Source organism: Escherichia sp. HH26CH (genome assembly GCF_009820205.1).
Lineage (GTDB): Bacteria > Pseudomonadota > Gammaproteobacteria > Enterobacterales > Enterobacteriaceae > Escherichia > Escherichia coli_F.
This window is the reverse complement of record NZ_VNXM01000010.1, coordinates 36,292-49,186: the sequence shown is the minus strand read 5'-3', so window position 1 is coordinate 49,186 and position 12,895 is coordinate 36,292. Positions and strand designations below refer to the sequence as shown.

Annotated in this window: 13 protein-coding genes; 12 read left to right on the top strand and 1 reads right to left on the bottom strand. The window is 53.2% G+C overall.

Annotated elements, in window-relative coordinates; genetic code table 11:
- Window positions 1–87: 87 nt before the first annotated feature.
- The gene (mrcA, locus tag FQ015_RS01785) at window positions 88–2,640 is read right to left on the bottom strand and encodes a peptidoglycan glycosyltransferase/peptidoglycan DD-transpeptidase MrcA (RefSeq protein ID WP_001301905.1); all 2,553 of its coding nucleotides are present in this window, start codon (window positions 2,638–2,640) and stop codon (window positions 88–90) included.
- Between the two features lie 119 nt (window positions 2,641–2,759).
- Between mrcA and hofM the strand changes: the two genes are divergently transcribed.
- From hofM to trpS, 12 genes are all read left to right on the top strand, one after another.
- Window positions 2,760–3,539, top strand: a complete 780-nt coding sequence (hofM, locus tag FQ015_RS01780; RefSeq protein WP_001354999.1) for a DNA utilization protein HofM — start codon at window positions 2,760–2,762, stop codon at window positions 3,537–3,539.
- Window positions 3,539–4,078, top strand: a complete 540-nt coding sequence (gene hofN / locus FQ015_RS01775; protein WP_039020609.1) for a DNA utilization protein HofN — start codon at window positions 3,539–3,541, stop codon at window positions 4,076–4,078. The genes hofM and hofN overlap by 1 nt, the downstream gene beginning before the upstream one ends.
- Window positions 4,062–4,502 carry a DNA utilization protein HofO gene (hofO, locus tag FQ015_RS01770; protein WP_160523628.1) on the top strand — a complete coding sequence of 147 codons (441 nt, stop codon included), beginning with the start codon at window positions 4,062–4,064 and terminating at the stop codon, window positions 4,500–4,502. Before hofN ends, hofO begins: the two co-directional genes overlap by 17 nt.
- Window positions 4,492–4,896, top strand: coding sequence for a DNA utilization protein HofP (gene hofP / locus FQ015_RS01765; RefSeq protein WP_001264139.1), 405 nt, complete (start codon window positions 4,492–4,494; stop codon window positions 4,894–4,896). Before hofO ends, hofP begins: the two co-directional genes overlap by 11 nt.
- Window positions 4,808–6,046 carry a DNA uptake porin HofQ gene (gene hofQ, locus FQ015_RS01760; RefSeq protein WP_072039595.1) on the top strand — a complete coding sequence of 413 codons (1,239 nt, stop codon included), beginning with the start codon at window positions 4,808–4,810 and terminating at the stop codon, window positions 6,044–6,046. The genes hofP and hofQ overlap by 89 nt, the downstream gene beginning before the upstream one ends.
- A gap of 400 nt (window positions 6,047–6,446) precedes the next feature.
- The gene (gene aroK, locus FQ015_RS01755; protein ID WP_000818618.1) at window positions 6,447–6,968 is read left to right on the top strand and encodes a shikimate kinase AroK; all 522 of its coding nucleotides are present in this window, start codon (window positions 6,447–6,449) and stop codon (window positions 6,966–6,968) included.
- 56 nt (window positions 6,969–7,024) lie between these two features.
- Window positions 7,025–8,113 carry a 3-dehydroquinate synthase gene (aroB, locus tag FQ015_RS01750; protein WP_000439850.1) on the top strand — a complete coding sequence of 363 codons (1,089 nt, stop codon included), beginning with the start codon at window positions 7,025–7,027 and terminating at the stop codon, window positions 8,111–8,113.
- 91 nt (window positions 8,114–8,204) lie between these two features.
- On the top strand, window positions 8,205–9,482 hold the full coding sequence (damX, locus tag FQ015_RS01745; protein ID WP_000343231.1) for a cell division protein DamX: 1,278 nt from the start codon (window positions 8,205–8,207) through the stop codon (window positions 9,480–9,482).
- A gap of 106 nt (window positions 9,483–9,588) precedes the next feature.
- Entirely contained in the window at window positions 9,589–10,425 is an 837-nt protein-coding gene (gene dam / locus FQ015_RS01740; RefSeq protein ID WP_000742143.1) for an adenine-specific DNA-methyltransferase, read from the top strand.
- 17 nt (window positions 10,426–10,442) lie between these two features.
- Window positions 10,443–11,120, top strand: coding sequence for a ribulose-phosphate 3-epimerase (rpe, locus tag FQ015_RS01735; protein ID WP_000816280.1), 678 nt, complete (start codon window positions 10,443–10,445; stop codon window positions 11,118–11,120).
- Entirely contained in the window at window positions 11,113–11,871 is a 759-nt protein-coding gene (gene gph / locus FQ015_RS01730; RefSeq protein ID WP_001031720.1) for a phosphoglycolate phosphatase, read from the top strand. Before rpe ends, gph begins: the two co-directional genes overlap by 8 nt.
- Window positions 11,864–12,868: a tryptophan--tRNA ligase gene (trpS, locus tag FQ015_RS01725; RefSeq protein ID WP_000165543.1), complete on the top strand. Its 1,005-nt coding sequence runs from the start codon at window positions 11,864–11,866 to the stop codon at window positions 12,866–12,868. Before gph ends, trpS begins: the two co-directional genes overlap by 8 nt.
- Window positions 12,869–12,895 lie beyond the last annotated feature (27 nt).

The following is a 12,895-nucleotide window of genomic DNA, read 5'->3' as shown; positions in this document are numbered from 1 at the left end:
GACGGATAACGTGTTCACGCCGTATCCGGTATAAATAAAGTGACACTTTGTCAGCAAACAGAAAAAGGCGCCGAAGCGCCTTTTTAATCAGAACAATTCCTGTGCCTCGCCATTATCGATAATGGTCGTTCCCACCTCGTGCACCGCCTGTTGTGTCGGCTGTGTACCTTCGATGAAATACTCTTCGCGGCTGTTGCCACCATTAGCTAACTGCCCGGTGCTGCGATCGATATTCACCGTCACAATACCCGGCGGCGGCGTCAGCGGCTGCTCCGGCACACCTTCAAGAACGGCTTTCATATAAGCGTCCCATGCAGGCTGGGCACTCTTGGCACCGCCTTCGTAACCTGAGATCTGATCTTTAATCGCTCCGGAAGCCGTTGTATGACCGAGATTACGGCGGTGATCATCAAAGCCAATCCAGACCGAGGTCACAACGCCCGGACCGTAACCCGAAAACCACGCATCTTTCGAACTGTTAGTGGTACCGGTTTTCCCGCCGATATCGCGACGCTGCAAATCACGACCTGCACGCCAGCCGGTACCCTGCCAGCCTGGCTCACCAAAGATATTGGTGTTCAAAGCACTCTTAATCAGGAATGCCAGCGGAGTGTTGATGACGTGCGGTGCGTACTCCTGCGCGCCAGTCTTCGCGACTAACGCCTGATTCGCCTGCTCCAGCTGCGGCATTGGTACAGAAACATTCTGCTGCTCGCGGGAGATAGCGACATCTTCAACATCGTTATTTTCCAGCACGTTCGATTTCTGCGTATCACCGTAAATCACCGGAATATCGCATTCCGGGCAGGCTACTTTCGGTTTCGCTTCGAAAATCACGCCGCCCTGATCGTTTTCAATTTTGCTGATAAACCACGGGTCCACCAGGAAGCCGCCGTTCGCCATTACCGCGTAGCCGCGCGCCACCTGCATTGGGGTGAAGGACGCTGAACCCAGCGCCAGCGATTCGGTGTGGACAATGTTTTGCGCCGGGAAGCCGAAGCGTTGCAGATATTCTGCAGCGTAGTCGACGCCCATCGCCCGCATTGCGCGTACCATCACCACGTTTTTCGACTGGCCCAGTCCCTGACGTAAGCGAATTGGACCGGCATACTGTGGTGGTGAGTTCTTCGGCTGCCAGTCAGAACCGGCACCTGCATCCCAGCGGGAAATTGGCACATCGTTCAACATACTTGCCAGCGTCAGACCTTTATCCATCGCCGCGGTGTAGAGGAACGGTTTGATGTTGGAACCTACCTGACGCAGTGCCTGGGTGGCGCGGTTAAACTTGCTCTGATTGAAATCAAAGCCACCGACCAGCGCCATAACGGCACCGTTTTGCGGATTGATCGACACCAGCGCCGAGTTCACTTCCGGCACTTGTGCCAGCCACCATGCATCGCCAACCTGACGAACCCAGATTTGCTGACCCGTTTGCAGAACATCGGTCACTTTACGCGGCGTCGGTCCCTGCTGAGTATCCGAACGGTAAGGACGCGCCCAGCGAACGCCTTCCATACTCAATGCGACGGTCGACCCGTCCGCCAGCATCGCCGTCGCTTCCTGAGGATTGGCGCTGGTGACTGCGGCAGGCAGCAGCGGACCATAGGTCGGCAGCGCCTTCAGCGTATCGGTAATCTTGTTGTTATCCCACGCCGATTCGCCCACTTTCCACAGCACATTTGCCGGGCCGCGATAGCCGTGGCGCATGTCGTAGTCCAGCACGTTATTACGTACTGCCTGCTGTGCGGCCTGCTGTACTTTGCGGGTGATGGTGGTGTAAATGCGATAACCGTCTTCATAGGCACTTTCGCCATAACGGTTATACATCTCCTGGCGCACCATTTCGCTCAGGTATGGCGCAGAGAAAGCAATCTCCGGCGCGTGATAGTTAGCGTTAATCGCCTCAGTGCGTGTCTGATCGAACTGTTGTTGGGTGATATACCCTTCATCCAGCATCCGCGACAGTACGACGTTACGCCGCGCGACAGCACGATCCATTGAGTAGAGCGGATTAAAGGTGGAAGGCGCTTTCGGCAGCCCGGCTATCACCGCCATTTCGTTCAGCGTCAGTTGGTCGACCGTTTTACCGAAATAGACTTGTGCCGCAGCACCGACACCATAGGCGCGGTAACCGAGGTAAATCTTGTTCAGATAAAGCTCGAGGATCTCGTCTTTCGTCAGCAACTGTTCAATGCGAATCGCGAGGAAGACTTCCTTAATCTTACGCATCAGCGTGCGTTCTGGACTGAGGAAGAAGTTTCTCGCCAGCTGCTGGGTAATGGTACTCGCCCCTTGTGACGCGTGGCCGGAGAACAGCGCCACACTTGCCGCACGGAAGATCCCCACCGGGTCAACGCCGTGATGCTCGTAGAAGCGGCTGTCTTCCGTCGCGATAAAGGCTTTCACCATCTCCGGCGGGATTTGATCCAACGTAACCGGAATACGACGTTTCTCACCGTATTGAGCAATCAGCTCGCCATCGGCGCTGTAAATCTGCATCGGAATTTGCAGGCGAACATCTTTTAATGTCGCCACATCCGGCAGTTGTGGCTCGATGTAGCGGTATAGGCCATAAATCGAGCCTGCTCCCAGCAGAATGCAACAGACTGCAAGGATCAAAAAATACTTTACGAACTTCACTGGAAATTTCCCATTTAGTTTCATTTGGGCAGTTTATAAACAAACGCGCGGTAGTATAAAGGCAAGCCAGACGCATTGATATACCCGTCAGAGTGACGGGTGATAAGGAGATCATCACAATGGCATTTAAGATCTGGCAAATTGGTTTGCATTTACAACAGCAAGAAGCGGTGGCGGTTGCGATCGTGCGGGGCGCAAAAGAATGCTTTTTGCAACGCTGGTGGCGGTTGCCGCTGGCGAACGACATAATCAAAGATGGGCGGATTGTCGATGCACAGCGGCTGGCTAAAACGTTGTTACCGTGGAGTCGCGAACTGCCGCAGCGTCATCACATTATGTTGGCGTTTCCCGCCAGTCGCACATTACAGCGGTCATTTCCGCGCCCGTCGATGTCCCTTGGTGAGCGGGAGCAAACGGCCTGGCTGTCCGGGACGATGGCCCGCGAGCTGGATATGGATCCGGACTCCCTGCGCTTCGATTACAGCGAAGACTCACTCAGTCCCGCCTATAACGTGACTGCCGCGCAAAGCAAAGAGCTGGCAACGCTGCTTACTCTGGCAGAAAGGTTGCGTGTTCATGTTAGTGCGATCACCCCGGATGCCAGTGCATTACAGCGATTCCTGCCTTTTTTACCTTCTCATCAGCAATGTCTGGCCTGGCGTGATAACGAACAGTGGCTGTGGGCGACGCGCTATAGCTGGGGGCGCAAACTGGCGGTGGGGATGACTAGCGCGAAGGAGCTGGCGGCAGCGTTATCCGTTGATCCCGAAAGCGTCGCGCTATGTGGCGAAGGCGGATTTGACCCCTGGGAGGCGGTTTCTGTTCGTCAGCCGCCGCTACCGCCGCCAGGTGGAGACTTTGCCATCGCGCTGGGGCTGGCGCTAGGGAAGGCGTACTGATGAACCCGCCAATTAATTTTTTGCCCTGGCGACAGCAACGCCGGACCGCTTTTCTTCGTTTCTGGTTGCTGATGTTCGTTGCGCCTCTGCTGCTGACCGTCGGGATAACGCTAATATTGCGTCTGACAAGCAACGCCGAAGCTCGCGTAGATGCCGTTTTGCTTCAGGCGGAACAACAACTCGCCCACAGCTTACAAATAACGAAACCACGTTTGCTGGAGCGCCAACAAATTCGTGAGCAGCGTTTGCAAAGGCAGCGCCAGCGACAATTTACCCGTGACTGGCAATCTGCGCTGGAAGCACTGGCGGCGCTTTTACCCGAGCATGCCTGGCTGACAACGATAAGCTGGCAGCAGGGAACGCTGGAGATCAAGGGGCTGACAACAAGCATTACCGCGTTAAACGCGCTGGAAACGTCACTCCGCCAGGATGCTTCTTTTCATCTCAATCAGCGGGGGGCCACGCAGCAGGATGCGCAGGGACGCTGGCAATTTGAGTATCAGTTAACAAGGAAGGTTAGCGATGGACATGCTCTTTGACTGGTGGTTCGCCACATCATCCCGCCTCCGCCAGCTTTGCTGGGCATTCTGGTTGATGATGTTAGTTACGCTCATTTTTCTGTCATCGACACACCAGGAAGAGAGCGACGCATTAATTCGACTACGGGCAAGTCATTACCAGCAGTGGGCCGCACTGTATCGCCTGGTAAACACCACTCCCTTCAGCGAGGAAAAAACGCAGCCCTTTTCGCCACTGGATTTTCAGTTATCCGGCGCGCAACTGGTTTACTGGCATCCATCCGCGCAGGGAGGTGAGTTGGCGTTGAAAACGCTGTGGGAAGCAGTACCGTCGGCATTTACACGGCTGGCAGAGCGCAACGTCAGCGTGAGCCGTTTTTCGTTAAGCGTGGAAGGTGATGACCTTTTGTTCACGCTACAACTGGAGACGCCGCATGAGGGTTAAACGCTGGTTGTTGGCAGGTATTGCATTGTGCCTTTTAACCGGTATGCGTGACCCTTTTAAACCGCCGGAAGATCTATGCCGGATTAGCGAACTTAGCCAGTGGCGCTATCAGGGGATGGTAGGGCGAGGCGAGCGCATCATCGGTGTAATAAAAGATGGGCAAAAAAAATGGCGACGGGTGCAGCAAAACGATGTGCTGGAAAACGGCTGGACGATCTTACAGCTAACGCCAGACGCACTAACGCTGGGAACCGGGACAAACTGCGAACCGCCACAATGGTTGTGGCAACGGCAAGGAGATACAAATGAAGCAATGGATAGCCGCACTACTGTTGATGCTGATACCCGGCGTACAGGCGGCAAAGCCGCAAAAAGTGACGCTGATGGTGGATGACGTTCCGGTAGCTCAGGTGTTGCAGGCGCTGGCTGAACAGGAGAAGTTGAACCTGGTGGTGTCGCCAGACGTCAGCGGTACGGTGTCGTTACATCTAACAGATGTTCCCTGGAAGCAAGCACTACAAACTGTAGTGAAAAGCGCCGGACTGATAACGCGTCAGGAGGGCAACATTCTCTCGGTGCATTCCGTTGCCTGGCAGAATGACAATATCGCCCGTCAGGAGGCGGAGCAGGCGCGGGCGCAGGCAAATCTGCCGCTGGAAAATCGCAGTATAACCCTGCAATACGCCGACGCGGGAGAACTGGCGAAAGCGGGGGAGAAGCTACTGAGTGCCAAAGGGAGTATGACCGTCGATAAACGCACCAATCGCCTTTTGCTGCGAGATAACAAAGCGGCGTTAAGCGCGCTTGAACAGTGGGTAGCGCAAATGGATCTGCCGGTCGGGCAGGTTGAGCTGTCGGCGCATATTGTCACCATTAATGAAAAAAGTTTGCGTGAGTTAGGCGTGAAATGGACGTTGGCTGATGCGCAACAAGCTGGTGGCGTTGGGCAAGTCACCACGCTTGACAGCGACCTCTCCGTAGCGACGGCGACAACGCATGTCGGTTTTAACATTGGACGCATCAACGGACGTTTACTGGATCTTGAGCTTTCCGCGCTCGAACAAAAACAGCAGCTGGATATTATCGCCAGTCCGCGTCTGCTGGCCTCACATCTTCAGCCTGCCAGCATTAAACAGGGGAGCGAAATTCCATATCAGGTTTCCAGCGGGGAAAGTGGCGCGACGTCGGTGGAATTTAAAGAGGCCGTCCTGGGGATGGAAGTTACGCCCACGGTGTTACAAAAAGGTCGCATCCGGCTGAAATTACACATCAGCCAGAACGTTCCGGGGCAGGTGCTACAGCAGGCCGATGGCGAAGTGCTGGCGATTGATAAGCAGGAGATCGAAACGCAGGTCGAGGTCAAAAGCGGAGAAACGTTGGCGCTGGGTGGCATTTTTACCCGTAAAAATAAATCGGGTCAGGATAGCGTACCGTTGCTTGGCGACATTCCCTGGTTCGGGCAATTATTTCGTCATGACGGAAAAGAAGATGAACGACGCGAGTTAGTGGTGTTTATCACGCCACGACTGGTTTCCAGTGAGTAAACAGCCGTAAAAGCGGTAATGTTTTTACGCTGAACGTGTTTCATCTATTTGACGCGCGCAGGTATTTAGCATACAAGGAGTACCGATTTGAGAGTTGGTGCTCTTCGCTGCCTGCGTTCCATGATGATGATTTATCATTCAGGCGGCATTTTGTTGTCTTTTTTACGCTAATCTTACCCGGTGATTTATCGCCAGAGCGGTGGTAGCAAGGCAGCGCGCTTGCAGCGACCAGATATGCAGAGGGATGGGTGATTTATTCAGTTGCCAAACCCGCTGGAGTATTGAGATAATTTTCAGTCTGACTCTCGCAATATCTTATGAGGTTTCAGTTCATGTCCTGCGGCGCTCTCTGAGCGAAGCGGGTTTATCATTAACGAATAGTCTTAGTAGTACCGAAAAAATGGCAGAGAAACGCAATATCTTTCTGGTTGGGCCTATGGGTGCCGGAAAAAGCACTATTGGGCGCCAGTTAGCTCAACAACTCAATATGGAATTTTACGATTCCGATCAAGAGATTGAGAAACGAACCGGAGCTGATGTGGGCTGGGTTTTCGATTTAGAAGGCGAAGAAGGCTTCCGCGATCGCGAAGAAAAGGTCATCAATGAGTTGACCGAGAAACAGGGTATTGTGCTGGCTACTGGCGGCGGCTCTGTGAAATCCCGCGAAACGCGTAACCGTCTTTCCGCTCGTGGCGTTGTCGTTTATCTTGAAACGACCATCGAAAAGCAACTTGCACGCACGCAGCGTGATAAAAAACGCCCGTTGCTGCACGTTGAAACACCGCCGCGTGAAGTTCTGGAAGCGTTGGCCAATGAACGCAATCCGCTGTATGAAGAGATTGCCGACGTGACCATTCGTACTGATGATCAAAGCGCTAAAGTGGTCGCAAACCAGATTATTCACATGCTGGAAAGCAACTAATTCTGGCTTTATATACACTCGTCTGCGGGTACAGTAATTAAGGTGGATGTCGCGTTATGGAGAGGATTGTCGTTACTCTCGGGGAACGTAGTTACCCAATTACCATCGCATCTGGTTTGTTTAATGAACCAGCTTCATTCTTACCGCTGAAATCGGGCGAGCAGGTTATGTTGGTCACCAACGAAACCCTGGCTCCTCTGTATCTCGATAAGGTCCGCGGCGTACTTGAACAGGCGGGTGTTAACGTCGATAGCGTTATCCTCCCTGACGGCGAGCAGTATAAAAGCCTGGCTGTACTCGATACCGTCTTTACGGCATTGTTACAAAAGCCTCATGGTCGCGATACTACGCTGGTGGCGCTTGGCGGCGGCGTAGTGGGCGATCTGACCGGCTTCGCGGCGGCGAGTTATCAGCGTGGTGTACGTTTCATTCAAGTCCCGACGACGTTACTGTCGCAGGTCGATTCCTCCGTTGGCGGCAAAACCGCGGTCAACCATCCCCTCGGTAAAAACATGATTGGCGCGTTCTACCAGCCTGCTTCAGTGGTGGTGGATCTCGACTGTCTGAAAACGCTTCCCCCGCGTGAGTTAGCGTCGGGGCTGGCAGAAGTCATCAAATACGGCATTATTCTTGACGGTGCGTTTTTCAACTGGCTGGAAGAGAATCTGGATGCGTTGTTGCGTCTGGACGGTCCGGCAATGGCGTACTGTATTCGCCGTTGTTGTGAACTGAAGGCAGAAGTTGTCGCTGCCGACGAGCGCGAAACCGGGTTACGTGCTTTACTGAATCTGGGACACACCTTTGGTCATGCCATTGAAGCTGAAATGGGGTATGGCAATTGGTTACATGGTGAAGCGGTTGCTGCGGGTATGGTGATGGCGGCGCGGACGTCGGAACGTCTCGGGCAGTTCAGTTCTGCCGAAACGCAGCGTATTATAACCCTGCTCACGCGGGCTGGGTTACCGGTCAATGGGCCGCGCGAAATGTCCGCGCAGGCGTATTTACCGCATATGCTGCGTGACAAGAAAGTCCTTGCGGGAGAGATGCGCTTAATTCTTCCGTTGGCAATTGGTAAGAGTGAAGTTCGCAGCGGCGTTTCGCACGAGCTTGTTCTTAACGCCATTGCCGATTGTCAATCAGCGTAACAACAAGAAAGGTCAGGCCGCTTATCAAGCGGTCTATTAGCTTCAGGTTAATTGCAACGTGGTAAGCATTAACCTTTTAGTGGGGTGTTAAATGGATGAATTCAAACCAGAAGACGAGCTGAAACCCGATCCCAGCGATCGTCGTACTGGTCGTTCTCGTCAATCTTCTGAGCGTACTGAACGTGGCGAACCGCAGATCAATTTTGATGATATTGAACTTGATGACACTGACGATCGCCGTCCGACTCGTGCGCAAAAAGAGCGCAATGAGGAACCGGAAATCGAAGAAGAAATTGACGAATCCGAAGATGAAACCGTGGATGAAGAGCGCGTAGAGCGTCGTCCGCGTAAGCGCAAAAAAGCAGCCAGTAAACCCGCTTCTCGTCAGTATATGATGATGGGCGTCGGCATTCTGGTTCTCCTGCTGTTGATCATCGGTATCGGTTCTGCGCTAAAAGCCCCCTCGACCTCTTCCAGCGATCAAACCGCGTCTGGCGAGAAGAGTATTGATCTTGCTGGCAATGCGACCGATCAGGCGAATGGCGTGCAGCCAGCGCCGGGAACCACGTCTGCGGAAAATACTCAGCAGGATGTTTCTCTGCCGCCGATCTCTTCTACGCCGACTCAAGGGCAAACCCCGGCGGCAACGGATGGTCAACAACGTGTTGAAGTGCAGGGTGACCTGAACAATGCGCTGACCCAGCCACAAAATCAGCAACAGTTGAATAATGTGGCGGTCAATTCCACGTTGCCGACTGAACCCGCGACGGTCGCGCCTGTTCGCAATGGCAATGCATCGCGTGACACGGCGAAAACGCAAACCGCTGAACGTCCGGCCACTACGCGTCCAGCTCGCCAGCAGGCGGTGATTGAACCGAAAAAACCGCAAGCAACCGTGAAAACGGAACCGAAGCCGGTAGCACAGACGCCGAAGCGTACTGAACCAGCTGCTCCTGTGGCGAGCACGAAGGCACCGGCTGCGACCTCTACGCCAGCACCAAAAGAGACCGCAACTACGGCTCCAGTACAGACGGCATCCCCGGCGCAAACCACGGCAACACCAGCCGCTGGAGGGAAGACCGCAGGTAATGTTGGTTCGTTGAAATCGGCACCGTCCAGCCATTACACTCTGCAGCTGAGCAGTTCCTCTAACTACGACAACCTGAACGGTTGGGCGAAGAAAGAGAATCTGAAAAACTACGTTGTCTATGAAACGACGCGTAATGGTCAGCCGTGGTATGTCCTGGTTTCTGGCGTGTACGCTTCGAAAGAAGAGGCGAAAAAAGCGGTATCTACATTGCCAGCAGATGTCCAGGCCAAAAACCCGTGGGCGAAACCGCTGCGTCAGGTACAGGCCGATCTGAAGTAATCAAGGTTATCTCCCGCAATGGTTTATCATCGCGGGAGTTGCCTGAAGCGCTGGATGCTGTCGGAGCTTTCTCCACAGCCGGAGAAGGTGTAATTAGTTAGTCAGCATGAAGAAAAATCGCGCTTTTTTGAAGTGGGCAGGGGGCAAGTATCCCCTGCTTGATGATATTAAACGGCATTTGCCCAAGGGCGAATGTCTGGTTGAGCCTTTTGTAGGTGCCGGGTCGGTGTTTCTCAACACCGACTTTTCTCGTTATATCCTTGCCGATATCAATAGCGACCTGATCAGTCTCTATAACATTGTGAAGATGCGTACTGATGAGTACGTACAGGCCGCACGCGAGCTGTTTGTTCCCGAAACAAATTGCGCCGAGGTTTACTATCAGTTCCGCGAAGAGTTCAACAAAAGCCAGGATCCGTTCCGTCGGGCGGTACTGTTTTTATATTTGAACCGCTACGGTTACAACGGCCTGTGTCGTTACAATCTGCGCGGTGAGTTTAACGTGCCGTTTGGCCGCTACAAAAAACCCTATTTCCCGGAAGCAGAGTTGTATCACTTCGCTGAAAAAGCGCAGAATGCCTTTTTCTATTGTGAGTCTTACGCCGATAGCATGGCGCGCGCAGATGATGCATCCGTCGTCTATTGCGATCCGCCTTATGCGCCGCTGTCTGCGACCGCCAACTTTACGGCGTATCACACAAACAGTTTTACGCTTGAACAACAAGCGCATCTGGCGGAGATCGCCGAAGGTCTGGTTGAGCGCCATATTCCAGTGCTGATCTCCAATCACGATACGATGTTAACGCGTGAGTGGTATCAGCGCGCAAAATTGCATGTCGTCAAAGTTCGACGCAGTATAAGCAGCAACGGCGGCACACGTAAAAAGGTGGACGAACTGCTGGCTTTGTACAAACCAGGAGTCGTTTCACCCGCGAAAAAATAATTCTCAAGGAGAAGCGGATGAAACAGTATTTGATTGCCCCCTCAATTCTGTCGGCTGATTTTGCCCGCCTGGGTGAAGATACCGCAAAAGCCCTGGCAGCTGGCGCTGATGTCGTGCATTTTGACGTCATGGATAACCACTATGTTCCCAATCTGACGATTGGGCCGATGGTGCTGAAATCTCTGCGTAATTATGGCATTACTGCCCCTATTGATGTGCATCTGATGGTGAAACCGGTCGATCGCATTGTGCCAGATTTCGCTGCCGCTGGTGCCAGCATCATAACTTTTCATCCAGAAGCCTCCGAGCATGTTGACCGCACGCTGCAACTGATTAAAGAAAATGGCTGTAAAGCGGGGCTGGTATTTAACCCGGCGACACCGCTGAGCTATCTGGATTACGTGATGGATAAGCTGGATGTGATCCTACTGATGTCCGTCAACCCTGGTTTCGGCGGTCAGTCTTTCATTCCTCAAACACTGGATAAACTGCGCGAAGTACGTCGTCGTATCGACGAGTCTGGCTTCGACATTCGACTGGAAGTGGACGGCGGCGTGAAGGTGAACAACATTGGCGAAATCGCTGCGGCAGGTGCCGATATGTTCGTCGCTGGTTCGGCCATTTTCGATCAGCCAGACTACAAAAAGGTCATTGATGAAATGCGCAGTGAACTGGCAAAGGTAAGTCATGAATAAGTTTGAAGATATTCGCGGCGTCGCTTTTGATCTCGATGGTACGCTGGTCGACAGTGCTCCTGGTCTGGCTGCTGCGGTAGATATGGCGCTGTATGCGCTGGAGTTGCCCGTCGCAGGTGAAGAGCGTGTTATTACCTGGATTGGTAATGGCGCAGATGTTCTGATGGAGCGTGCATTGACCTGGGCGCGTCAGGAACGTGCGACTCTGCGTAAAACAATGGGTAAACCGCCCGTTGATGACGACATTCCGGCAGAAGAACAGGTACGTATTCTGCGTAAACTGTTTGATCGCTACTATGGCGAGGTTGCCGAAGAGGGGACGTTTTTGTTCCCGCACGTTGCCGATACGCTGGGCGCATTGCAGGCAAAAGGCCTGCCGCTAGGTCTGGTCACCAACAAACCGACGCCGTTCGTCGCGCCACTGCTCGAAGCCTTAGATATCGCAAAATACTTTAGCGTGGTCATTGGCGGCGATGATGTGCAAAACAAAAAACCGCATCCGGACCCACTGTTACTGGTGGCTGAGCGGATGGGCATTGCCCCACAACAGATGCTGTTTGTTGGCGACTCACGCAATGATATTCAGGCAGCAAAAGCGGCAGGTTGCCCTTCTGTTGGTTTAACCTATGGATATAACTACGGCGAGGCTATCGATCTTAGCCAGCCTGATGTAATTTATCAGTCTATCAATGACCTTCTGCCCGCACTAGGGCTTCCGCATAGCGAAAATCAGGAATCGAAAAATGACTAAGCCCATCGTTTTTAGTGGCGCACAGCCCTCAGGTGAATTGACCATTGGTAACTACATGGGTGCGCTGCGTCAGTGGGTAAACATGCAGGATGACTACCATTGCATTTACTGTATCGTTGACCAACACGCGATCACCGTGCGCCAGGATGCACAGAAGCTGCGTAAAGCGACGCTGGATACGCTGGCCTTGTATCTGGCTTGTGGTATCGATCCTGAGAAAAGCACCATTTTTGTTCAGTCCCACGTGCCGGAACATGCGCAGTTAGGCTGGGCACTGAACTGCTATACCTACTTCGGCGAACTGAGCCGCATGACGCAGTTTAAAGATAAATCTGCGCGTTATGCCGAGAACATCAACGCGGGTCTGTTTGACTATCCGGTGCTGATGGCGGCGGATATCCTACTGTATCAAACCAACCTGGTGCCGGTGGGTGAAGACCAGAAACAGCACCTGGAACTGAGCCGCGATATCGCCCAGCGTTTCAACGCGCTGTATGGCGATATTTTTAAAGTACCGGAGCCGTTTATTCCGAAATCTGGCGCGCGCGTAATGTCTCTGCTGGAGCCGACCAAGAAGATGTCCAAGTCTGACGATAACCGCAATAACGTTATCGGCCTGCTGGAAGATCCGAAATCGGTAGTTAAGAAAATCAAACGCGCGGTCACTGACTCCGACGAGCCGCCGGTAGTTCGTTACGACGTGCAGAATAAAGCGGGCGTTTCCAACCTGCTGGATATCCTTTCTGCGGTAACTGGCCAGAGCATCCCGGAACTGGAAAAACAGTTCGAAGGCAAGATGTATGGTCATCTGAAAGGCGAAGTGGCTGATGCCGTTTCTGGTATGCTGACTGAATTGCAGGAACGTTATCACCGTTTCCGCAACGACGAAGCCTTCCTGCAACAGGTGATGAAAGACGGCGCAGAAAAAGCCAGCGCACACGCTTCCCGTACGCTAAAAGCGGTGTACGAAGCGATTGGATTTGTGGCGAAGCCGTAATATCAAAACGCTCGGACAGTCCCCTCG

Bases quoted from the DNA above. Each gene is read 5' to 3' on its own strand.
- hofM (WP_001354999.1), top strand. From the start codon at position 2,760: ATGGCATTTAAGATCTGGCAAATTGGTTTGCATTTACAACAGCAAGAA.
- hofN (WP_039020609.1), top strand. From the start codon at position 3,539: ATGAACCCGCCAATTAATTTTTTGCCCTGGCGACAGCAACGCCGGACC.
- hofO (WP_160523628.1), top strand. From the start codon at position 4,062: ATGGACATGCTCTTTGACTGGTGGTTCGCCACATCATCCCGCCTCCGC.
- hofP (WP_001264139.1), top strand. From the start codon at position 4,492: ATGAGGGTTAAACGCTGGTTGTTGGCAGGTATTGCATTGTGCCTTTTA.
- hofQ (WP_072039595.1), top strand. From the start codon at position 4,808: ATGAAGCAATGGATAGCCGCACTACTGTTGATGCTGATACCCGGCGTA.
- aroK (WP_000818618.1), top strand. From the start codon at position 6,447: ATGGCAGAGAAACGCAATATCTTTCTGGTTGGGCCTATGGGTGCCGGA.
- aroB (WP_000439850.1), top strand. From the start codon at position 7,025: ATGGAGAGGATTGTCGTTACTCTCGGGGAACGTAGTTACCCAATTACC.
- damX (WP_000343231.1), top strand. From the start codon at position 8,205: ATGGATGAATTCAAACCAGAAGACGAGCTGAAACCCGATCCCAGCGAT.
- dam (WP_000742143.1), top strand. From the start codon at position 9,589: ATGAAGAAAAATCGCGCTTTTTTGAAGTGGGCAGGGGGCAAGTATCCC.
- rpe (WP_000816280.1), top strand. From the start codon at position 10,443: ATGAAACAGTATTTGATTGCCCCCTCAATTCTGTCGGCTGATTTTGCC.
- gph (WP_001031720.1), top strand. From the start codon at position 11,113: ATGAATAAGTTTGAAGATATTCGCGGCGTCGCTTTTGATCTCGATGGT.
- trpS (WP_000165543.1), top strand. From the start codon at position 11,864: ATGACTAAGCCCATCGTTTTTAGTGGCGCACAGCCCTCAGGTGAATTG.